The 23,145-nt window shown below is 60.6% G+C and carries 18 protein-coding genes; 3 read left to right on the forward strand and 15 right to left on the reverse strand.

The window, feature by feature from the left end; genetic code table 11:
* Window positions 1-4 precede the first annotated feature (4 nt).
* Window positions 5-1,024 carry a CDP-6-deoxy-delta-3,4-glucoseen reductase gene (locus tag ACYCZ5_RS11710; RefSeq protein WP_461544982.1) on the forward strand — a complete coding sequence of 340 codons (1,020 nt, stop codon included), beginning with the start codon at window positions 5-7 and terminating at the stop codon, window positions 1,022-1,024.
* On the opposite strand, the gene ACYCZ5_RS11715 is transcribed toward ACYCZ5_RS11710, so the two are convergent.
* The 4 genes from ACYCZ5_RS11715 to hemC are packed head-to-tail and all read right to left on the reverse strand — an operon-like array spanning window position 984 to window position 4,962.
* Entirely contained in the window at window positions 984-2,177 is a 1,194-nt protein-coding gene (locus ACYCZ5_RS11715; RefSeq protein ID WP_461544983.1) for a heme biosynthesis HemY N-terminal domain-containing protein, read from the reverse strand. The genes ACYCZ5_RS11710 and ACYCZ5_RS11715 overlap by 41 nt on opposite strands.
* Complete coding sequence (locus tag ACYCZ5_RS11720; protein WP_461544984.1) at window positions 2,174-3,259, reverse strand: uroporphyrinogen-III C-methyltransferase; 1,086 nt, start codon at window positions 3,257-3,259, stop codon at window positions 2,174-2,176. Before ACYCZ5_RS11720 ends, ACYCZ5_RS11715 begins: the two co-directional genes overlap by 4 nt.
* A gap of 7 nt (window positions 3,260-3,266) precedes the next feature.
* The gene (locus ACYCZ5_RS11725) at window positions 3,267-4,025 is read right to left on the reverse strand and encodes a uroporphyrinogen-III synthase (protein WP_461544985.1); all 759 of its coding nucleotides are present in this window, start codon (window positions 4,023-4,025) and stop codon (window positions 3,267-3,269) included.
* Entirely contained in the window at window positions 4,018-4,962 is a 945-nt protein-coding gene (hemC, locus tag ACYCZ5_RS11730; protein WP_461544986.1) for a hydroxymethylbilane synthase, read from the reverse strand. The genes ACYCZ5_RS11725 and hemC overlap by 8 nt, the downstream gene beginning before the upstream one ends.
* A gap of 83 nt (window positions 4,963-5,045) precedes the next feature.
* Between hemC and ppc the strand changes: the two genes are divergently transcribed.
* A complete protein-coding gene (ppc, locus tag ACYCZ5_RS11735) occupies window positions 5,046-7,817 on the forward strand; it encodes a phosphoenolpyruvate carboxylase (RefSeq protein ID WP_461544987.1) in 2,772 nt (923 codons plus the stop codon).
* A gap of 52 nt (window positions 7,818-7,869) precedes the next feature.
* On the opposite strand, the gene ACYCZ5_RS11740 is transcribed toward ppc, so the two are convergent.
* The 5 genes from ACYCZ5_RS11740 to ACYCZ5_RS11760 form a co-directional block, all read right to left on the reverse strand.
* On the reverse strand, window positions 7,870-8,499 hold the full coding sequence (locus ACYCZ5_RS11740; protein ID WP_461544988.1) for a hypothetical protein: 630 nt from the start codon (window positions 8,497-8,499) through the stop codon (window positions 7,870-7,872).
* A gap of 111 nt (window positions 8,500-8,610) precedes the next feature.
* Entirely contained in the window at window positions 8,611-9,246 is a 636-nt protein-coding gene (locus tag ACYCZ5_RS11745) for a hypothetical protein (RefSeq protein ID WP_461544989.1), read from the reverse strand.
* Complete coding sequence (locus ACYCZ5_RS11750; RefSeq protein ID WP_461544990.1) at window positions 9,243-10,025, reverse strand: nucleotide-binding protein; 783 nt, start codon at window positions 10,023-10,025, stop codon at window positions 9,243-9,245. Before ACYCZ5_RS11750 ends, ACYCZ5_RS11745 begins: the two co-directional genes overlap by 4 nt.
* 1 nt (window position 10,026) lies before the next feature.
* On the reverse strand, window positions 10,027-10,809 hold the full coding sequence (locus ACYCZ5_RS11755; RefSeq protein WP_461544991.1) for a LytR/AlgR family response regulator transcription factor: 783 nt from the start codon (window positions 10,807-10,809) through the stop codon (window positions 10,027-10,029).
* The gene (locus ACYCZ5_RS11760) at window positions 10,806-11,837 is read right to left on the reverse strand and encodes a sensor histidine kinase (RefSeq protein ID WP_461544992.1); all 1,032 of its coding nucleotides are present in this window, start codon (window positions 11,835-11,837) and stop codon (window positions 10,806-10,808) included. Before ACYCZ5_RS11760 ends, ACYCZ5_RS11755 begins: the two co-directional genes overlap by 4 nt.
* A gap of 36 nt (window positions 11,838-11,873) precedes the next feature.
* On the opposite strand from ACYCZ5_RS11760, the gene argH reads away from it, so the two are divergent.
* The gene (gene argH, locus ACYCZ5_RS11765) at window positions 11,874-13,262 is read left to right on the forward strand and encodes an argininosuccinate lyase (protein ID WP_461544993.1); all 1,389 of its coding nucleotides are present in this window, start codon (window positions 11,874-11,876) and stop codon (window positions 13,260-13,262) included.
* Window positions 13,263-13,452: 190 nt separating this feature from the next.
* Here argH and prmC read toward each other — a convergent pair whose 3' ends face one another.
* The 6 genes from prmC to ACYCZ5_RS11795 form a co-directional block, all read right to left on the reverse strand.
* The gene (gene prmC, locus ACYCZ5_RS11770; RefSeq protein ID WP_461544994.1) at window positions 13,453-14,310 is read right to left on the reverse strand and encodes a peptide chain release factor N(5)-glutamine methyltransferase; all 858 of its coding nucleotides are present in this window, start codon (window positions 14,308-14,310) and stop codon (window positions 13,453-13,455) included.
* Between the two features lie 5 nt (window positions 14,311-14,315).
* Window positions 14,316-15,398, reverse strand: coding sequence for a peptide chain release factor 1 (gene prfA / locus ACYCZ5_RS11775; RefSeq protein WP_461544995.1), 1,083 nt, complete (start codon window positions 15,396-15,398; stop codon window positions 14,316-14,318).
* Window positions 15,395-16,648 (reverse strand): glutamyl-tRNA reductase, encoded by a 1,254-nt coding sequence (gene hemA, locus ACYCZ5_RS11780; RefSeq protein WP_461544996.1) that lies wholly within the window; start codon window positions 16,646-16,648, stop codon window positions 15,395-15,397. The genes prfA and hemA overlap by 4 nt, the downstream gene beginning before the upstream one ends.
* A gap of 83 nt (window positions 16,649-16,731) precedes the next feature.
* Window positions 16,732-17,127, reverse strand: a complete 396-nt coding sequence (locus ACYCZ5_RS11785; protein WP_461544997.1) for a hypothetical protein — start codon at window positions 17,125-17,127, stop codon at window positions 16,732-16,734.
* A 37-nt stretch (window positions 17,128-17,164) separates the two neighbouring features.
* Window positions 17,165-20,914, reverse strand: a complete 3,750-nt coding sequence (locus ACYCZ5_RS11790; protein ID WP_461544998.1) for a tetratricopeptide repeat protein — start codon at window positions 20,912-20,914, stop codon at window positions 17,165-17,167.
* Window positions 20,915-20,966: 52 nt separating this feature from the next.
* A complete protein-coding gene (locus ACYCZ5_RS11795) occupies window positions 20,967-23,009 on the reverse strand; it encodes a CHASE2 domain-containing protein (RefSeq protein WP_461544999.1) in 2,043 nt (680 codons plus the stop codon).
* Between the last annotated feature and the right edge of the window lie 136 nt (window positions 23,010-23,145).

Here is a 23,145-nt window from a genome sequence, read left to right on the forward strand (position 1 = left end):
CCCCATGAGCTTCAAGACCACGATACAACCCAGCCAGCACACCTTTCCCGTTGCGGAAGGCGAGACCATCCTGGAGGCTGCACTGGAGCATGGCTTGGTGCTGCCGTATAGCTGCCGAAACGGCGCATGCGGCGTATGCAAGGGCAAAGTCCTGGAAGGCAAGGTCGATTTCGGCGACCATCAGTCTTATGCGCTGACCGATGAAGAGAAGGCCGCGGGCATGGCGCTGTTCTGCTGCGCCAAACCTTTGTCCGACGTGGTGATAGAAAGTCACGAGGTGACGCGCGCGCAGGACATCCCGGTGAAGATGCTGCCGTGCCGCGTGGAGAAGATGGAAAAACTGGCCGACGATGTGATGGCGATCTTCCTCAAGCTGCCTGCCAATGAGCGCTTGCAGTTCCTCGCCGGCCAATACATCGACATCCTGCAGAAAGACGACAAGCCGCGCAGCTTCTCGCTGGCCAATGCGCCGCATGACGATGGCCTGCTGGAACTGCACGTGCGCTACATTCCCGGCGGCACATTCACCGAGCATGTGTTCAACACCATGAAGGAGCGCGACATCCTGCGCATCAAGGGCCCGCTCGGCACCTTCTTCCTGCGCGAGGATTCAGAGAAACCGATTCTGTTCGTAGCCAGCGGCACGGGTTTCGCGCCGGTGAAAGCCATCGTCGAACATGCGATCAAGATCGGCTTCAAGCGCGAGATGCATCTGTACTGGGGCGTGCGCAAAGCCGCCGACCTTTACATGCTGGACAAGATCCGTGCATGGGAAGCGCATGGCATCAAGTTCACGGCGGTGGTTTCCGATGAAGCCTGGGAAGGACGTGGCGGCTTCGTGCATCAGGCGGTACTGGAGGATTTCGCCGACCTGTCCGGCTACGATGTGTATGCCTGCGGCGCGCCGGTGGTGGTGGAAGCGGCCTACCGCGATTTCACTGCGCAGCGCGGCCTGCCGAACAGCGCTTTCTATTCCGACGCGTTCACTTTCGCACCGAAGAGCCCGACTCCGCCAGCTGCGTAGCCAGCTGGTAGTACTTGAAGGCGTCATCCGGCTTTTGCTGTTTCTCCGCCAGATGCGCCAGGGCCGTGTAGGCATCGCGGCTGGGTTGCAGACTGATGCTGGCATCCAGATAGCTCTGCGCCTTGCCCCATAGCTCCTGATGCAGACACAGCTTGCCCAGTGTCAGCATCAGACCGGCATCGTCGTGGTGTTCCTTCAGCCAGTCTTCTGCCTGTTCGATCTGCGCGACCACACTGCCTTCGCGGCAATCCCCGTATAGCGCGACCAGCCCGCTGTCCCATTCCGCGTTCAGTGTCTCGGCCAGTAATTTGCGCGACATCGCGCACTCACCCAGACGCATGAAGGTGCGTGCCGCTTCGGCAGCGATGCGCGGCAGATGCTTATACTCGCCCGGCATACTCTTCCACACCGCGCGCAGCGATTTGCCGTCTTCCGCACAGGCGCGCAGTTTCTCCAGCCAAGCCTGCTGCCGCATCTGCTCGGCCATCGGCCGGTGCGAGTCGTTGCGTTTCTCGAGCTGGTTGGCGACTTCCAGCACCGCATCCCAGTTGCGCGCCTGTTGTTGCGCTTTCAGTTCCAGCGTCAGCGCGCCGACATGTTTGCGTTGTGCGTTGCCCGGCAAAGCCTTCAAGGCGCCGAGCGCTTTTTGCGGCTGGCGCTGCTCCAGATCGAACTGCGCCTGCGCCATCAGCCGCAGCGTATCGTCGCCGGGCGACTTGCCCTGGGCCGAACGCAAGTGCGCATCCCGTTTGTCGAACTGGCGTAATTCGTTCGCGGCACGCGCCGCCAGGATGGCGTTGAGCGAGGTACTCTCGCCGAGTGCTATCGCGCGTTCCGCCTCCTTTTCCGCCACGGCGAAACGTCCCTCGAAATAGGCGGTCAATGCTGCCAGCATGGCTTCACGCCCCTTCTTCTGCGCGCGTTCGGCACGGAAGCGGCGCACAAAGTCCGGCAAGGTCAGTGCACCGAGCAGCAGGCGCAATGACATATATGCGCCCACCAGTAATAGCAGTTGCGCCAGTATGAACATGGTGAGCGAAAGCTCTATGCGCCAGGGGGCGTAGACCAGCAACACATAGCCGGGATTGCGGGCGAACACAGCGAATCCGGCCGCCACCGCAAACAATGCCAGCAACCAGAAGAGGAATCTCATTTCGCGCTCCGCTCCTGTGCGGCGCGATAGTTGCGCACGGCATCCAGCGTGGGGCTGATATCCGGCACGTCGACGGCGATAGTAGCGGCAGACAGTTTCTGCACACCTTCCAGCACCTGTTGCGTGCTGCGCGCCGTGTTATCGCAATAGCGGTTCACCCACACTTGCACGGTCTTCAGCTCGCGACGGAAGCCGTTCTGATCGTGCGTCATCATGGCCAGTTTGGCCGTCAGCAAACGCAGCTTCACGTTCTCGCGCATGAAGAAGGACTGCTCGGGTGACAGCAGCGGCAATTCCTGTTGGCGGGTATCTTCGATACGTATGAGCTGGCGCAACTCCTGCCACAACTCATGCCAGAAACGTTGCCACATATTCCCCTCCACCGGCTCAGCCACGACCGCTTTCGCCTTGGCAGGCGGGCGCACATCCTGCGCCAGCGGCAATTTGTCCACCGCGATGATGATGCCTTCCAGTTGCTTGTTCAATTCCGGCAGGTCGACCTCCGGCAGCGCGCGCAGCTGTTCGACGTCGCGCAAGATACGCTTGCGCAGCTCGGACAGACCCGGCCTGTCCAGACGCTGCAAACGGCTTTCCGCATTCTGCATGGCGATCAATGCCGCTTTAACATTGGTGGATAGCTGCAACTGCTGGTCCGCCACCAGCAGCGCCTGTTCGACATCCGCCAGCACGCCGACATCGCGATTGCTGGAGAGGTCCTGATAGAGCGCATCGAGCACCGCACGCTGTGCCTGTGTCTCGGCAAAGCGATTCTCCAGCAGACTCAGTTTGCCGCCGAGGTCGCGCACCTGTTCCTGACTTTGCGCCAGCAGGGTCTGGTTCGCCTGATTGCTGCCCGACACTTCAGTCAAGCGCTGCGCGACCACCTCCTGCAGCTGATTGATGCGGTTATGCGCATCCAGCCATTGCCAGATAAAGATCGCCGCCAGCGCCACCAGCGTGAGCTGGGTGAGCGACATGCGCGACACCACCGAAGTCACACGACTCTCATGCGCGGCGCGAGGAGGCTCTATCCCTTTATCTTGCGGGGTGGGGGTCGTATTGGATGCTGTCTCTTCGCTCATGCTCGACTCACTTTCTGTGCTGTGCGGCCCATGCTACCAAACCCGCGCACATCCCGTCATCTCCGGCTGCCGCTGTGACCACTTGCCGCCAGCCTTGCGATTGTGCGATCTCGGCGATACGCGGGTGCGCCACGAACAAGGTCGCAGTCCGCGCCAGCGTGGCTGCAGTCTCGCCCAGCCCCTGCCACAGGTGCGCCAGTGCTTCACTGCTGGTCACGGTGATGACATCGGGCTGTGCGGCCAGCCAGACTTCAGCATCCAGATCGGCCTTGCGGCGCTGATAGCAGGTCACATACTCGACCTGTGCACCGCGCGATGCAAGCGTCTCGCCCAACAGTTCGCGTCCGCCGTCGCCACGCAGGATGGCGATACGCCAGCCTTTCACCTGTTGCAATTCGGGCAAGGCCAGCAAACCTTCGCTATCGAAACGCTCGCCCGGCACGATCACTTGTTCGACCTGATGCTTGCGCAAAGCCTTGGCAGTTCCCTGGCCTACGGCGGCAACACGCATCCCCGCCGGGATGCAATGCAGTGCAGCCATGCCATAACTAACAGCGTTCGGACTGATGAAGATGAGTAGTTGATAGCCGGCAGCGCGTTGCACGAAAGCCTGCAGCGCGGACTGGTCTGGTGCCGGTGCGATCTCCAGCAGGGGCAGCATGAGCGGATCGGCGCCGAGCGCCTGAAGACTTGCCGCCAATCCGTGCGCCTGATCACGCGGGCGCGTGACGACGATGGTCAATCCGGCGAGAGGCCTGTCAGCCATTCAGGGCGGCAAGGATCTCGCCCGCACCCTGCTTGAGCAGGTCTTGCGCCACGAGATCACCCAGCGCTTCGGGTTGGGCGATGTCGCCGATGTGTTCGGCACGCAGCAGTCGCGAACCATCCGGTGTGGCGACGAAGCCGCGCATGCGCAGCTTGCCGTTCCGCACTTCGGCAAAGCCGCCCAGTGGCACGGAACAGCTGCCTGCCAGGGCGCGACTCATGGCGCGTTCGGCAAACACGCAGGCGGCAGTGTCGGCATGATGCAGCGGAGCGAGGACCGCTTTCAGGTCGGCGCGGTCGGCGCGGGTCTCGATGCCGAGGGCACCCTGACCCACAGCGGGCAGACTGTCTTCGCTGGATATCTCGTTGCGGATACGCGCGCCCAGTCCCAGCCGCTTGAGACCGGCGGCGGCCAGGATGATGGCGGCGTATTGGCCCTCGTCCAGCTTGCGCAGGCGGGTCTGCACGTTGCCGCGCAGCGGCTCGATCTTCAGGTGCGGGAAGCGCGCGCGCAACTGGCTTTCGCGGCGCAGGCTGGAGGTGCCGACCACGCTGCCGGCTGGCAGGGATTGCAGGCTGTCGAAATCGTTGGAAACGAATGCGTCGCGCGGATCTTCACGCTCGCCGATGCAGGCCAGCGCGAAGCCTTGTGGCAGGTTCATCGGCACATCCTTCAGCGAATGCACCGCGATGTCGGCGCTGCCGTTCTCAAGCGCCGTCTCCAATTCCTTAACAAACAATCCCTTGCCGCCGATCTTTGACAAAGTGACGTCCAGGATCTGGTCCCCCTGCGTGGTCATGCCGAGAATCTCGACCGTGGTTTGCGGGTATAATGCGCGCAGTCTGTCCCGTATATGTTCGGCCTGCCACATGGCCAACGCGCTTTCGCGCGAGGCGATCACCAGACGGGATGGAGGAGTGAACGTAGCCTGAATCATTGGTTTTCCTTGCATTTATTTAGTTCATGAGCGCGGCGCATTCTATCAGGAGCGCCGCGCTTTTGCGCCGACGACATTAAAAGATGAAGACAAATCTGATCGCAGCATCCACCAGCATCTCCAGCAAAGACGCACCTTTGCGCGAAGATATCCGCTTACTCGGGCGCGTGCTCGGCGACACTTTGCGCGAACAGGAAGGCGACAAGACGTACGAGCTGATCGAAAGCATACGCCGCGCCGCCGTGACCTTCCGCAAGACGCAGGATGAGCGCGACGGCGAAAAACTGGAGCAGATGCTGGATGAGCTTTCCCCGGTAGATACACTGCTGGTGGTACGCGCCTTCAGTTATTTCTCGCAGCTTTCCAACATCGCCGAAGACCTGCACCACAACCGCCGCCGCCGCGCCCACCAGAAAGCCGGCTCGCGTCCGCAGGAAGGCAGCATGCAGCTGGTGCTGAATCACGCCCACGAGAAGAAGCTGGATGCAGATGCTGTACGCGCTTTCTTCGACAAAGCAGTGATCTCGCCGGTGTTGACCGCCCACCCCACCGAGGTGCAGCGCAAGAGCATCCTGAATTGCCAACTCGTCATCTCCAAATTGCTGGCTGAACGTGACCGCCTGGACATGACACCGGAAGAGCTCGACGAGAACGAAGAGACCCTGCATCGTTTCGTGCTCATCCTGTGGAGCACGCGCATGCTGCGCACAACCAAGCTGAAGGTCGAGGACGAAGTCAACAATGGCCTGTCGTTCTACGACTACACCTTCCTGCGCGAGATCCCAAAACTGTACGGCAACATGGAGAAGCAGCTGGAGAAGAGCTTCGGCCAGCGCTTCGATCTGCCGCCTTTCCTGCGCGTGGGTAGCTGGATCGGCGGCGACCGCGACGGCAATCCCTTCGTCACGCACGAAGTGATGCTGGATGCGGCACAGCGCCATTCCGCCACCGCGCTCGAATACTATCTGTCCGAGACCAATCTGCTCAGTGCACGCCTGAGTCTTTCCGATCGCTTGGTCGACATCAGCCCGGAACTGGCCGCCTTTGCCGAACGCTCGCCTGACCAGGCGGAGAGCCGCGAGGATGAGCCCTATCGTCGCGCCCTGCTCGCCATCTATGCACGGCTGGTCGCCACCACCGAGCACCTCGGGCATCGCGTGCATCACCTGCATCCTGTCGCCAAGACGGTGCAGCCGTACGCCAAGGCGGAAGAATTCATCGCCGAACTCGACATCGTCATCCAGTCGCTGGAGCGGCATGGCGCGTTCTACCTGTCGCGCGGCCGCATGGGCGAACTGCGCCGGGCCGCAGAAGTGTTCGGCTTCCATCTGGCGCCGCTGGACATGCGCCAGCACAGCGCCGTACATGAGCAAGTCGTGAGTGAATTGCTGGCCAAGGCCGGCATCACCGATTACGCCCAACAGGACGAAGCAGTCCGTCGCGCCAGCCTGCTTGCGGCCCTGCAGGCAGGCAAGCAACTTTCCGCCGAACTGGATGGGTTCTCGCCCACGGTACGCGGCGAACTGCAACTGATGCAAGCCGCCGCTGACATCCACAACCGCTTCGGCTGCAATGCACTGCCCAACTACATCATCTCCAAAGCGGATGCGGTGAGCGATGTACTTGAGGTCGCGCTGATGCTGCAGCAGAGCGGCCTGCTGAAAGACGGCGAGCTGCAGGTCAACATCATTCCGCTGTTCGAGACCATCGACGACCTGCGCGGCGGCGGCGCCATCATGGATGCGCTGTTCTCACTGCCCTGGTATCGCGAGCTGCTCAAGAAGAGCCGCAACAACACCCAGGAAGTCATGCTCGGTTACTCCGACAGCAACAAGGACGGCGGCTATCTGACCGCCAACTGGGAGTTGTACAAGGCAGAGTTGGATCTGGTCGAGGTGTTCAACAAACACGATGTCGAGCTGCGCCTGTTCCACGGACGCGGCGGCACCGTCGGACGCGGCGGCGGCCCCAGCTACCAAGCCATCCTGGCGCAACCGCCGGGCAGCGTGAACGCGCAGATCCGCATCACCGAACAGGGCGAAGTCATCTCCAGCAAATATTCCGACCCGGAGATCGGCCGTCGCAATCTGGAGATCCTGGTGGCGGCGACCATGGAAGCCACACTGATGGACTATCCGCACAATGCGGACGGCAATCCCGAGTTCATGCGCATCATGGAAGCCATGAGCCTGGATGCCATCGCTGCCTATCGCAAGCTGGTATACGAGACACCGGGTTTCACCGAGTTCTTCTTCGCCGCAACGCCTATCCGCGAGATCGCCGAACTCAACATCGGCAGCCGCCCGTCTTCACGCAAGGCGATGGCCCGCATCGAAGACCTGCGCGCCATCCCTTGGGTGTTCAGCTGGGGCCTCACGCGCATGCTGTTGCCGGGCTGGTTCGGTTTCGGCAGCGCGGTCAAGAAGTTCGTCGAACGTGAAGGCCAAGACGGCCTGAATCAGCTGCGCGCGATGCACAAGGATTGGGCGTTCTTCAGCGGCCTGCTGTCCAACATGGACATGGTACTTTCCAAGACCGACATGGGCATCGCCTCGCGTTATGCGGAACTGGTGCCGGATGAAGCACTGCGCGAAAAGATTTTCGGCATGATCGAGCAGGAATGGCGAGACACGGTGGACATGCTATTCAAGATCACCGGTGCCACGCACTTGCTGGAAGACAACCCGACCTTCGCGCGCAGCCTAACCACGCGCACGCCCTACATCGATCCGCTCAATCACCTGCAGGTATCGCTGCTGCATCGCCACCGCAACGGTGACGACGACGAGAAGGTGAAGCGCGCCATCCACCTCACCATCAACGGCATCGCCGCCGGACTGCGCAACAGCGGTTAAAACAACAAAGCCCGCGGATCGCGGGCTTTGTTTTTACTGCTGGGCAAACGCGCTAGAACTTCGCTCGCCAGACCACAACCAATACCATCAGGATCAAAGCCATCAGACTCTGTTCGATCTGGTTGCGCGCCTGCGCGATCATGCGCCCGTTGATGAGTTTTTTCTCATGCTGCATCTCCTCATCGGCGGCTTCGAGCACCTCCATGAGCGGACGGTCTATCCCACGCACTTCCGAATCGGCCTTGCGCGGATCGTAACCGGACTGCGCATACGATTCCTTTTCCTTCTTGTACTGCAGATAGTTCTCCTGATGCGCATCGATGAAAGACTGCAGCTTCACATTGACCGCCCGGACATCGCTCTGCTTCAGACCTGCTTCTGCCGCAACGGCGACCTTGCGATACTGTTGCTCATAGGCGCGCCAGTTCTTGTCCAGACTGGGACGGTCCGCGCTGCGCAACAACAGGTTCTTCCATTCCTGCACTTCCATCTTGTATTCCGCCTGTAAGGCATGTGCCACTGCAAACGGATCCTCGGTTGCATTCAAGCGCTTTTCCAATTCGTCGGTACTGGTCCATATCAGGTAGAACCACAAGAAGAATGCTGCCGTCAGGCCCAGCTTGGCCAGCGTCCCCCAAGAAAATACCGAACGTCGACGTGCTTCGAACTCTGTAGATACCATTTCAATTCCCTTTAGTTGGTTTTCGGCACATATGCCAGCACCGCGCGGATTGGACCCGCAAACCCATGAAAGTTCCGTGGTTGATACGCGATGCTGCCGCAGTCTGCTTGCTCAGCCAGCACGCATACGCCGGGCGTACACGAAACCCAACACTGCCATCATGAACAGGGAGACCGCTCCGAGCAGCCCGACCATGAGATTGCGGCTGCCCTGTGTCTGCGGCGCGCGTGCCAGTTGCAGCTTGGCATATTCCGAGATCGCCGATTTTACCTGAACGATGCGTGTTTGCAGGTTGCGATCCACACCCAGCACCCGCTTGTCGACTCTGGAACCGCTACCGACCTCTGACGGTTTCAGGCCGGAATAGGCTTGCAGGTATTCGCTCAACAGGGATTTGTGTTCCGCGATCAGCCCATCGATATCCGTCGTATCCATGCCGATATCCAGCATGTTGGTCCTGGCTTCCAGCAGAGCATGCTGCACCGCGATGCTGGCTTCCTTGAATCCCTGCTGATGCTGCGCATGCTGCACACTGTTGTGCACGCGCAGCAGCATGTCTTTCCATTCCTGCACCTGTCGACCCAGACCAATGGCGGCATCGTCCAGATGTTCTTCGATCTCCAGCAGTTGCACGCTGCGCTTGGCGGAAGAGACATCGACCTCAAGGAACAGCTGCGACAATTGATAACCACCCAGCACCGCCAGGCCCACTGCCAGGATGAAGAACTTCGCCAGCCCGCGCATCATTTGCCAACGGATGGCTGGAATGCGGGAAATCGACCCGTGGCACTCCCAGAACGGAACGCTGCCCATTTGCGCGAACCTTCCAGGATGGCTTGCTTGTCTTCAGAGCGAACCCCGAAGCGGTTGGGGAAATGCCCGTCGAGCCAGCGCACGATGGGCATGAACTCCTGCCGCTCCCGCCCGCTCACCAGCTCGTCCAGTTCAAAGATACCCACCCCCTCCCCGGCCGATTGCAGATACACCTCGCTATCCGACAACGAGGTGAGGAAAGGCATCTTGAGTGAGGCGAGGAAACGCTCGAGGGCAGCATAGATCGAACTGCCGCGATTGCGCACACGGTTGGCGACGACCGCCATGCGCGCATTGCTGGTACGCGCGCCGCCCACCAGGAAAAGATCCTTGATGAAGTCGGCCGTGGCACGGATGTCGATGGGTGATGGCGCGACCGGGATCACAATGAAGTTGGCCTTGCGCACCAGATCTTTCAGCAGCAGGCCGCTGGCGCCGGCCGGCGCATCGACGATCAACACTTCGGTATCCAGCGGCACCCAGCCCTGACGACTGGACAGGTGCGCATTGCCTTTGGCAGGCGCACCGTTGGCCGCATGGATGGCTGGCAGCGTCGCCGGACGGGCCTGCAGCCAATGCAGACTGGAACTCTGCGGGTCGTAATCGATGATGGCAGTGCGAAAATTCCTGCTGGCGTAATAAGCGGCCAGATTGGTCGTCAGTGTGGTCTTGCCCGAGCCGCCCTTTGAATTGATCACCAATATGGTCAGCAACTTACTCTCCCTGATCCTGCGCGTCGCCCAGCGACTTGACGCTGCTCCATTGGCGGCGGCTGATCGGCAGCCGCTCGTCCAATCCATGCAGCTTCACCTGCCAGCCGCTCTCACCCTCTTCGCCGCCTTTCTCGAAACCGGCGATGGCGGCTTTCGCCACCAGACAGCTGCGGTGTATACGCACGAAGCGCGCAGCATATTCCTTTTCCAAAGCGGTAAGCGATTCTTCGATCAGGTATTCATGCGTCGCGGTGCGCACCGTGACATATTTCATCTCGGCTCGCAGGTAGATCACGTCCTCGATCGGGATGAGGATGACCCTGCCGCGCTCGTGCGCCGACAGATGGGTACGCGCTTCCGGGATCAGCTCGCGCAACACTTCGGTACGCAGGGGCACGGCATCGCGCGCACGCGATATCGCCTCGAACAGGCGACCGAGGCGGATAGGTTTGAGCAGATAGTCGATGGCGCGCAGCTCGAATGCCTGGATGGCATAGGCATCATAGGCCGTGGTGAAGATGATGACAGGCGGGTGCTCCAGTTTGTTCAGGTGCAGCGCCAGCTCCAGCCCATCCATCTGCGGCATGCGGATGTCCATCAGCACCACCTCGGCGGGAATCTCGTTGAGCTTGTCCAATGCCTCCTGGCCATTACCGGCCTCCCCCACCACTTGCAGTTCGATCTGCGCACCGCAATCGAGCAGCAGATCCTTCAGGCGGCTGCGCGCCAGCGGCTCATCGTCCACGATGAATACGGTCAGCGGCAGGATCACGGTATCGTTCATGGCAGTTCGCGCAGCGGGATCACGATGTGCACATGATAACTGTCATCGTTGCGTTCCACACGGTACTCGGCTTCCACATCGAACAGCAGCGACAACCGCTCGCGGATGTTCGACAAAGCCAGATGATTACCGTCGGACTGCACCGCCTTGCCCGGCAGCGGATTGCTCACCGACAGATGCAGCTGCCCGTTCTTTTCGTGGATATCGATATCGATGATGCCGCCTGCGGCCAGAGGTTCTATACCGTGATACACCGCATTCTCCAGCAGCGGCTGCAGCACCAGCGGCGGTATCAATGCCTGCTGCGGCATGTGCTCGGTCTGCCAGCGCACCTGCAAGCGCTCGCCCATGCGCAGTTGTTCCAGCGCCAGATAACGCTGCGCCAGTGCCACCTCATCCTTCAATGCGACCAGATCGTGCGCATCGCTCATCGCCATGCGGAACAGATCGGCCATGTCCTCCAGCGCGGCTTCTGCGCGCTTGGGTTCCGCACGCACGATGGCTAACACCGCATTGATGCTATTGAACAGAAAATGGGGACGGATGCGCGCCTGCAGCGCCTGCAAACGGGCCTCCTGCAATGCCGGCGACATCGCCATGGCGCGCCAGCGGAAATAGGTCAGCAACACGAATGTGAGCAGTGCAGCCAGCAACATGCGCCGAAGATCGAGGAAGACCGCAGACTCGTTGGCCTCGGCGAACAATTCACCGCCGATCCGCGAGAAGAACAGTGTGATGCATGCCGCCAACACCAGAATGCCGGCCACAGACCACCAGTATGTGTAGCGCGGCAACACGTCATTCAGCGCATACAAGGCCAGCATCACACTCAGCAACACTGGCTGCAACAACGCCGAGTCCAGCAGCATGCGTTGCCACAGTTCGCCGACTGTAGAGACTTGGGCGACTGCGCAGACCAGCGCGAATGCGTTCGCCAGCAGCACGATGCGCAGCACCGTGCCCAGATTGCGGAAGTCCGGTAACAGTCGGTGTGGAATGTTTTGATTTATACTGCGCGTCCTCGGCATGGATCCCCCGTGAGTGCCGCTCATTCTGGACAAGACATGGCAACGATGCAAGACAATCAGACCTGGTCAGGACGCTTCAACGAACCGGTAGCGGAACTGGTGAAGCGCTATACCGCCTCCGTGGATTTCGATCAGCGCCTCGCGCTGGTCGACATACAGGGTTCACTGGCGCACGCGCAGATGCTGGCCGAGAACAAGATCATCAGCGAGCAGGACCTGCAGGACATCCGCCGCGGTCTGGCGCAGATCGAGAACGAGGTCATCGCCGGTGATTTCCTGTGGTCGCTAGATCTGGAAGACGTACATCTCAATATCGAAAAACGGCTCACCACATTGGTGGGCGATGCCGGCAAACGCCTGCACACCGGTCGCTCGCGCAACGATCAGGTCGCCACCGACATCCGCCTCTATCTGCGCAGCGAGATCGACACCATCGTCGGACTGCTGAAGAACCTGCAAGCCGCATTGCTCGATCTGGCACAGCACCACACACATACCGTGATGCCCGGCTTCACCCATCTGCAGGTCGCGCAACCGGTCAGCTTCGCCCATCATCTGCTTGCCTACTTCGAGATGTGCCAACGCGATACGGAACGTTTCATCGATGCACGTCGTCGCGTCAACCGGCTGCCTTTGGGTGCGGCCGCGCTGGCCGGCACCAGCTATCCCATCAAGCGCGAGCGCGTAGCCGAATTGCTGGGCTTCGAGGCTGTGTGCCAGAACTCGCTGGACGCTGTATCCGACCGCGACTTCGCCATCGAATTCACGGCCGCTGCCGCGCTGGTGATGACCCATCTGTCGCGCTTGTCGGAAGAGCTGATCCTGTGGATGAGCCCGCGTTTCGGCTTCATCGACATCGCCGACCGCTTCTGCACTGGCTCTTCCATCATGCCGCAGAAGAAGAACCCCGACGTGCCGGAACTGGTGCGCGGCAAGACCGGCCGCGTGAACGGCCATCTGGTTGCCCTGCTGACTTTGATGAAAGGCCAGCCACTGGCTTACAACAAGGACAATCAGGAAGACAAAGAGCCGCTGTTCGACACCGTGGACACGCTCACCCAGACACTGCGCATCTACGCCGACATGATCGCCGGCATAACCGTCAAACCTGAAGCGATGCGCGCCGCAGCCTTGCAAGGCTATGCCACAGCCACCGATCTGGCGGATTATCTGGTGAAGAAGGGCTTGCCCTTCCGCGATGCGCACGAGGCCGTCGCGCTGGCGGTGCGTTATGCGGAGCGCAAGGGCTGCGATCTGGCCGACCTCAAGCTGGATGAACTGCTGCAGTTCTCGACGCTGATAGGCGACGACATCTATGCCGTGCTGACACTGGAAGGCTCACTCGCCGCACGCAACCACACCGGCGGCACAGCCCCGCAACAAGTCGAAGCCGCCATCGCACGCGCCCGCAAACTGCTCTCCTGATTTTGCCCGCGCGTATCGCGGGCAAAAAAAACGGGCCACCTTGCGATGGCCCAGAATAGGAGGAGAGTATGAAAGATCGAGTTGATAACAACTCAAAGCTCACAACTCGGGACGGATTGTAGGTAGCCATTGCCGCCTTGCCTATATGCCGTTTGGCCTATATATCGGCCTATATACCACCCCCAAAGAGCTATATACCCCCGGCGTACTGCCCGCCGCTGACGCGCTCTACCCCCGCCAAGTCCTTGTCTGACCGGACATTCTTGAAACCAGCTTTTAGCAGCAGTGCGCGCACCTGCTCGGCCTGATCATAACCGTGCTCCAACATCAGCCAGCCGCCTGCCGCAAGGTGAGCACCTGCTTCGCTGATGATGCGACGGATGTCATGCAGACCATCCGAACCGGACGCCAAAGCAGTGGCCGGCTCGAAACGCAGATCACCCTGCGCCAGATGCCGGTCGTTTTCGGCGATATAGGGTGGATTGGAGACAATGAGGTCAAAACGCTGCCCCGCCAGTGCGGAGAACCAATCACTGGAAACGAAGCTGGTATTGCGAATCTGCAAACGTCTGGCGTTCTCCAGCGCCACCGACAACGCCGGTTCTGAAGCATCCACCGCCGTCACCTCGGCATCCGGACGGGCGTGCGCGATAGCCAGCGCGATGGCACCGCTGCCCGTGCCCAGATCGAGCACACGGCAGCCCGCAGATGAGATCCGCGCCAATGCCAATTCCACCAGCAGTTCGGTATCGGGTCGAGGGATCAAGGTGGCGGGTGTGACCTTGAAATTCAGGCCGAAGAACTCCCGCTCGCCCAGGATGTAAGCCAGCGGCTCGCCCTGCAAACGGCGCTGCAATGATGCTTGGTAGCGGGAAAGTTCTTGCTCGGTGAGCACTCGCTCGGGATGCGCCAGCAGGTAGGCTCGATTCACGCCCAGCGCGGTCTGCAGCAAAGCTTGCACCTCGCTGCGTGCCTCATCCTGCTCCAGCCCCAATGTCTGGCGTATCGCAGCGACATCCTGCGCCAACCGCTCGCGGATGCCAGGCATGCCGATCAGCCTTCCTGTCCCAGCGCGGCCAGCTGCTCGGCCTGATGCTCGGCCATCAGCGCATCGGTGAGTTCGGTGATATCGCCGTCCATGATCTGGTCCATCTTGTACAAGGTGAGGTTGATGCGATGGTCGGTGACGCGCCCCTGCGGGAAGTTGTAGGTGCGGATGCGCTCGGAACGGTCACCGCTGCCCACCAGCGATTTGCGTTCGGCGGCGATCTTGCTGTGCGCCGCCTGCTCTTCCTTGTCCTTGATGCGCGCGGCCAGCACGCGCATGGCCTGTGCCTTGTTCTGGTGTTGCGAGCGCCCGTCCTGGCATTCGACCACGGTGCCGGTCGGCAGGTGGGTGATGCGCACAGCGGAATCGGTCTTGTTGATGTGCTGGCCGCCCGCGCCCGAGGCGCGGAAGGTATCGATGCGCAGATCGGCGGGATTGAGTTCCACTTCGCCCACCTCGTCCGCCTCCGGCAGGATGGCGACGGTGCAGGCGGAAGTGTGGATGCGACCCTGAGTCTCGGTGGCGGGCACACGCTGCACACGATGAGCACCCGATTCGAATTTCAGAACGGAATACGCGCCGTGGCCGATGATGCGCGCGATGACTTCCTTGTAGCCGCCGACCTCGCCCGGACTTTCCGAGATGACCTCCACCTGCCAGCGGCGGCGCTCTGCAAAACGCAGATACATGCGGAACAGATCGCCCGCGAACAGTGCCGCCTCATCGCCGCCGGTACCGGCACGCACTTCGAGGAACACGTTGCGCTCGTCATTGGGATCTTTCGGCAGTAACTGTTTCTGCAATTCGATCTCGAGCTGCGCCAGCTTCTCTTGTCCGGCCTTGATCTCTTCATCGGCGAATTCGCGCATAGCCGGATCGTCGGCCATCTCCTGCGCTGCGGCGATGTCGGCTTGGGCCGACTGGTATGCCTGAAACAGCTCGACCACCGGTTCGATCTCCACGCGCTCGCGATTGAGTTTGCGGAAAGCGTCCATATCACGCGTAGCTTCTTCGCTGCTTAGCAGGCGCGTGACCTCATCCAAACGCTCGGCGAGACGCGCGAGTTTGTCCGCGATACTGGGTTTCATTCCGGGGTGTGCAGGTGGTAGATGCGGTGGACGGCGTCGAGCAGTGTCTGTCGCTCGCTATCCTGTGCCTGATTCAGGCTCTGGGTCGGGGCGTGCAGGAATTTATTGGTGAGCGAAGCACTCAGGGCTTCCAGCACCTTCTCGGGTGCATCGCCCTTGGCCAGTTGCTTCAGCGCCTTGTCCATCTCGTGACGGCGCTGGCGTTCGGTATGGTCACGCAAGGCGCGGATGGTGGGCACGACTTCGCGCGATTCCATCCAGTGGATGAATTCATTCACACCGGAATCGATGATAACCTCAGCTTCCTTCACCGCACCCTGACGCGCATCCTGCCCGTCGCGCACCACTTCCGCGAGGTCGTCCACGGTGTACAGGAACACGTCATCCAGTTCGGCCACTTCCGGCTCCACATCGCGCGGCACGGCCAGATCGACGATGAACAGCGGACGGTGCTTGCGCTGCTTGAGTGCGCGCTCGACCAGCCCCTTGCCCAGGATAGGCAGCTGGCTGGCGGTACAGGTGACGATGATGTCGTGGTGCGCCAGTTGTTCGGACAATTCGTTCAGGGTGACGGCATGGCCGTCTATGCGGCGGGCCAGCGTCTGGGCGCGATCCAGCGTGCGGTTGGCGACCGTTATCTTCTTGGGCTTGCGTGCGGCAAAGTGCACGGCGTTCAGCTCGATCATCTCGCCCGCGCCGATGAACAGCACACTCTGTTCCGAGATGCTGGGATAGATGCGCTCCGCCAGTTTGACCGCGGCAGCGGCCATCGACACCAGATTGGCGCCGATCTCGGTCTGGGTGCGTACATCCTTGGCGACCGAGAAGGTGCGCTGGAATAACTTGTGCAGCAGGAAACCCATCGTGCCCGCCTGCTCGGCCTGACGCACCGCCTGCTTCATCTGACCGAGGATCTGCGGCTCGCCCAAAACCATGGAGTCCAAACCGCTGGCGACACGGAAAGCGTGCTTCACCGCCTGCTCCTGCGGAAGACGATAGATGTAGGGTTCGACATCGTTGGCCGGCAGCTTGTGATAGTCCGCCAGCCAGTTGACCGTTTGCGCAGGCGAACTGGTGCTGCAATAGATCTCGGTACGGTTGCAGGTGGACAGGATGGTGGCTTCCTTGGCAGCGCCGTTGCCAACCAGATCACGCAAAGCGTCCTCCATCGTCTCGACGTTGAACGAGAGTTGCTCGCGCACGTCTAGCGGGGCGGTCTGGTGATTAAGGCCGAAGCTGAATAACTGCATGGATGTCCGCTGTCCGGAGGTTCGGGGGCGGAATTATAGTGGTTGGAGCGGCTTTCTACCAGCCGCCCCTACCTTTTGTGGACTTACTGGGCCGGCGTCAACTGCGCCAGTGCCGCTTCCGCGTCAGGGCGCAATGAACTATCCGGATATTGTTTGACGAAACCGGCGAACGCAGCCTTCGCATCATCCGTCTTGCCGGTATCGACCAGCTCGACAGCCTTGGTGAATGCGGTCAGCTCTTCTTCATCGATGGCCGCCTGCTCAGCCTCGCCCTTCCAGTAGACGTCATCCGCATCCGCCAGCGAGCCGCGCACACCACCGGCAGCCGTCGTGGTGGTCAATTTCTTCTTCGGCGTCAGCAACTCGATCTTCTTGCGCAGGCGCTCCCACAGTGACAGTTCCTGATCTGCGGCAGACACTTGCATCGGCGTTGCCAATACGATACCCAGCAACACGAACAACGAAATCAATCTCTTCATGGCCATATCTCCTTGATTATGCTTGCGGGCATCGGACTCACAATGCGTTCAATAGTTCCAGCGCCAGCGCGCGGTATTGTACCTGCACGTTCTTATCCAGCTTCTTGGCCTGGATGAAGGTCGCCTTGGCACTCTTGGTGTTGCCCAGCCGCTTATAGGCGCGGGCAAGATTGACCAGGATATGCGCATCCTTGGGGCTCAGCTTGGCAGCTGCGGCATAAGCTTTGACCGCATCCTGATACTTATCGTCGATCATGTAAAGATTGCCGAGGTTGTTGTGCGCGGAGGCGTTCTTCGCATCCAGACTCAGCACCTTTTCAAAGTACTTCATCGCCTCCTTGCGATCACCGATCTTGGCCAGGATGATGCCGACCTGCAAGTGCGCATCCACATCGCCCGGCTTGTCCTTGATGATGTCCAGATAACGCCGTGTCTTGGTCTGCGAGCTGATCTTCAACACCGACAGTATGTCGCCCGGGAACTTCTTCTCGATGGCGGCGCGATTCAAACCACTCGCCTTCCAGTCCGAATCCGGCAGACTGGCCGGCTTGAAGGTGTCCCATGACGCATGCACATCCAGCACCGTCAAGCCGTCATCCTTGTATTTGTAGTAGGTCTCGCTGCCCTTCTCCCAGGCCCTGATGAAGGAATTACCGACCAGCGTGGTCTCCACAGGCACCCACAGCGTGCCCTCGTGGATCACATACAGATTGTTCATCGTATAGCCATCGCCTTCGGCCGGGATGCGTGTATCGAACATCATCAGCATGTGCCCCGGCACTTCCAGCACGCGCGTATTGATGCCCATGCTCTCCAACCCGGCGCTGTAGACCGCTACCAGGTCGTCGCAATCGCCCGATTTGCGCTCCAGCGTCTCGCGCGGGAACTGGATGTAGTCGACGGTATGCTCCTTGCCCGAGGTGAGCTGATAGGGATTACTCGGATCCTGGATATAGGTCAGACCGAACAGACCCAGCGCGTCGAACAGTGCCGCCGCCAGTTGCGCCTCATCCTTGGTCTCGCGGTACTCGCCCACGATACCGCGCGCCAGATTCAGCACCGGCGGGTCTTTCGGCGTGACGAAGGCGGCGAAGCGCCCGCGCTCGTCCCAGGTCAGGCGGTGTTTGTCGTACACGTTGACCGTGGCGTTATGGCTGTAAGTCACCTTCTTGCCGTTATCGAAGTAGCTGGCCTCGATCAGTGCCTGCACCGAGCTGTCTTCGGTCATGGTGAGGATGCTGTTGTTGAACACCGCCTTCAGCGGCAATTCCTCGCTCGATCCCGGCATCAACTTGAGGATCTTGTTCTCGGTCGAGAAATCCATGAAGTTCTTCAACAGGAAGCTGACCCGGATCTTCTCCATCTTCTTGTCCGTGTTGTTGGTCAGGCGGATGGTGCCGATACCGTCACGCTCGTACAGCTTGTAGGAGTTCGAGAACACGTTCTCCAGCTTGACCACTTCGATATCCAGCGGCGGACGGCTGAACACCAGCGTCGTCGCTTCCACCGGCAGCTTTTCCGATTCGGTCTGGTCGGTGCTCAACACGCTGACATAGAAGGTGTATTTGGTTTCCGGCTGCAGGGCGTCCTTGGTGAACTCCGGCATGGTGACCTCGCCCACCTGCAGCATGGCATCGCCTTCCTGCTGATAGATGCGGTAGGCCGCGAAGTATTGCGGATCGACAGCTTCCCATTTCAGGTTCGCCTGCCAGGGTGTCATCTCGGCCGTGACCGCGCTCAAAGCGGGTGGTGTGAATTTCTCTGTCGTTGCGCTCGCAGCGGAGCTGCTCGCTCCCTCATAACCGAAATCGGAGACGGCCACCACGCGATAGAAGTAGCGCACATCCGCATCCAGCCCGGCATCGGTATAGGCATTGGTCTCGCTGGTGCCGACTTGCACATAACCGGCGTTCTCGCTCTTGGAGCGATAGATATGGAAGGCCTTGACATAGAACGCCGCCGGCTTGTCCCAGCTCAGATCTACTGCATGCACATGTCCGTGTGCGGTGAAATTGGCCGGTTGCTGCGGCTTGTACATCACCGACAGGGATTCGACACGCTTGCCTTCGCCATCCGCCACGAACAGCGTACTACCGCCGCTGCTGGCCAGCGCCACCGGATCGCCCAGATTGGCCGTACCGGTCGCTTTGGTACCGAACACCCGCAACAGTTTTCCTTGGTGATCGAACGCCTTTACCTGGTTGCCGTCCAGCACCAGCACTTCGTCGGCGGTGACCGCCATATCCAGCGGCTTGGCGAACAGACTGCCTTCCTTGGGTCTGGCGAATTCATGCGACAGCTCGCCGCTGGGCTTGAACACCAGCACGCTGCTGCGACTGCCGTCCAGCACGAACAAGCGGTCCTGCGGGTCTATACCGATCGCCAACGGATTGCTGATATTGCCGCCCAGCTTGTCCACATACACGCCGTCGCCGCGGAATACCTGCACCGAGCGATGGCCACGATCCGCCACGAACACCAGACCGCTGCTCGCGACCGCCACAGAAGCAGGATTGCTGAACTGTCCTGCGCCGCTGCCGCCGCTGCCGAAAGTCGCCAGTTCCTTGCCCGCCTCATCCAGTTTCACACAGCGCTTCTTCTTTTTATCCAGCACCCAGAGACCGCCGCTCGCATCCACAGTCACCGCTGTCAGCTCCATATCGGCGGGCTTGATCTCAGCCGCCACTTTGCCGTCCTTGAGTTTGAGCAATGCACTGCCATCCTTGCCCGGCTTGGTGATGGCATACACCGTCCCCTTGCCGTCGCCGGCCAACTGCACCGCTTCGACCGGGATGCTGCCCTGCCATTTGACGGAAGAACGTCCGGCCGCCTTGGGCACCGGCTCCATGCGCGTACCCGCGATGGTCTGGAAATGATTGAGCAACGATTTGCCGGCATCGCCGATGTAGACCTGCTGACCTTTTTCTACCGCAAGGCCGGAAAGTTGCTTGGTCTGGGATTTCCCCTCGCCCTTGGAGCCGAACGAAAAAGCCGGCTTGCCGTCGAAGTCGAACTTTGACACCACCTGTTTACTTCCATCCGCGACGTAGACACCGTCTTCAGCCACTGCCAGCGAGACCGGCGAACCGACATCCTTGAAAGAGCTCAGATACAGACCGCTGGGGTCGTAGACCTTGATCTGACTCTCATCGCTATCCATCACATAGATGCGACCAACCTCATCCAGCGCGATATCCGTGGCCTTCTTCAACGGCCACGGCAATTCCCTGCCGCTCTCGTCTTTACCCTTCGCATGCAAGTCCAGCGTATGGATGAACACCCCGTTCACACCGAACATCTGGATGCGTTTGTTTCCGGTGTCTGCCACATAGACCACGCCTTCGTGCACCGCGATACCACGCGGGCCGTCCAGCGCCTGATCGTCACCGCCGAAGAAGCCGCCCGCCTTAGCGCCAAAACGCCCCTTGTACTTGCCGCCGGGCAAGGTATACATCACTACCTGGTCGGTATCGCTATCCACCACATACAAGGTGTCCTTGGTGACTGCGGCACCTTCCGGGCGCTTCAGCAACTCCACTTCGCCGGACTTGGCCGCCAGCGTAAAGGCGACTTTCCCTCCCGCATCCATTGCCACGACCTCACCGCCTTTACGCGCAACGAACAGCAGGCCGCCGCCGGTTGCCAGCAACTTTTCCAGTTTGTCAGCGGCGATCTCGCGCTTGAAATCGGCCTTGATGAAGCCGTTGGCAAGACCGTTGCCGTTCAGCCCCGCATGGGCACTAAGGGAAATGAGTCCTATCAGGGATGCAATCAGCAAGTTACGCATGTATCCACCTATCCAAATTCTGTTGATGAGATTCGCGACACTGACGGTCGCGTTATTTTTCTGCCCGGTTGAAAACGCCGTCCCAGTCATCTGCCGGGGGATTGACAGCAAAGTAGGTGCAACGTTCGACGTATAACTGGCTTGGCCTGTCTTCCGGTCTTTCTTCCAGTACGGCCGCGAATTCGGACTGCGCCGCAGCCCAATCACGCTGCCTGTAGTGCGCCAGCCCCGCCTGGAAGCGTGCCAGTTGGCCGCTGCTCAAAGCATCCGGGCCGACCTGAGGCTCATAAATTGTAACGGGTAATTGCTTGCCGACCACCCGAATCTTGTCCATTTCCCGATACGGACAGACATCCGGCGCCAGCTGACGGGTCTGTTCGCCCACCAGATAGGTGATGCCGTAGTATTTCGCCGTGCCTTCCAGACGCGAGGCCAGATTCACCGTATCACCGATCACGGTGTACTCCATCTTCTTGCCCGCAAAGCCAACATTGCCCGCCACCACCTCGCCGGAATGCAAGCCGCCGCGTATCGAGAACGGCACCACACCTTCCGCCTCCCATTTGCCGCGTAATTGCCCCATGCGCGTCGCCATGGCAACCACGCACTCCACCGCCAGCCGCGCATGGTCGGGCTGCGCCAGCGGCGCCCCCCAGTAAGCCATCACCGCATCGCCGATGAACTTGTCGATGGTGCCATCGTGCTGCTCGATGATCTTCACCATCTCGCCCAGATATTCGTTCAGGCGCGACACCACCACCTGCGGCGGGTGCGATTCACTGAAGGTGGTGAAGCCCTTGATGTCGGTGAACAGCACCGTCACCTCCTTGGTGTCGCCGCCGATCTTGGCCGCGTCTGGGTCCTTCTCCAGTCGCGCCACCAGCTTGGGCGACAGATAGCTGGAGAACATGGAACGCATCTCGCGCGCGCTGCGCTCCAGCACCAGATAGCGGAAGCTGCCGCCCGTCAGCAGCGCCAGGATCGCCGACAAAGTCGGATAGATGATATTGATCCAGTGCCCAGCCGCGAACATGTCGTAGGCGAACCAGATATAGGCGGACAGCATCAGCACCGTGGCCGGGATGGCGCCGTACAGGCGCAGGCGTGTGGTGAGGAAATAGGCCAGCGTGCCCAACAGCACGATGAACATCATGTCCATCAGCGCCTCCAGCCCGCCCTGGCGGATGAAACGGTCGCTGATGATGTTGTCGGCCACGGTGGCGTGGATCTCCACCCCCGGCGTGTTGCCGTGGAAAGGCGTGACGCGCATGTCATATACCCCCAGCGCGGTGGCGCCGATGAACAGCACCTTGCCTTTCAGCGCCTCGGCCGGCACCCGCCCGTGCACCACGTCGGTGAAGGAGTAGCGCGGATAACCGCCCGGCGGGCCGGTGTAGTTGATCCACATCGCATATTGTTCGTCTACCGGGATATAGCGTTCGCCCACCAGCACCTCGAAAGCCTCGGCCGAATATTCCTTCTCGCCCAGCGCGATCATCGCCGCCGTCATGCCCAGCGAAGGATGCAATTTGCCGTCCGCCTCGATCAGCAGCGGCACGCGCCGGTTCACACCGTCCTCGTCCGGGAACAGATTGATCTGGCCCGAAGAGACCGCCGCCCGCTCGAACTCCGGCAACGAGCGTGTGACGCCTTTCACCTGCCCGTCCGGGCCGTACTCGAATAGCTGCGCCAGCGTGACATTGCCCGACTTCCGCATCGCCGCCGAGAACGCCTGGTCGCTCACCATGTCCTCGCGCTCGGGGAAGAAGGCATCGAACATCACCGCTTTCGCCTGCGCTGCCTTCAGCCGCTCCAGCAGCCGCGCGTACTGGCTGCGCGTCCAAGGGTAGCGTCCCAGCTCGGCGATGCTCTTGTCGTCGATGGCGATGATGGCGATGGAAGGTTCCAGCGGGATGGCACCGCGCATCTCGCGGAAGCGCAGATCGTAGGTGCGTGCCTCGAACGCCTCAAGGAAGGGGTTCTGCGAGTAATACAGGGTCAGCACGAACAACACGGAGAGCGCCGACAGCAGCACGGAAAAACCGCGGCTGTTCAAACGCTTGGACAGGTCTTGCAGCAACTGCGGAACGATCATGCGCGAACCCTCTGGAATGTAGGCGACGACGAAACGGGGCTTATTGTAACCGCCTTGCGCAGATGGGAAAGCCGTCATCTGCCCGTAACACTGCGGCGCTAACCTGCCGTCCCTAATTCAGAGATCCGAGGTGCGC

The sequence above is a fragment of the Sideroxydans sp. genome, from assembly GCF_054604835.1.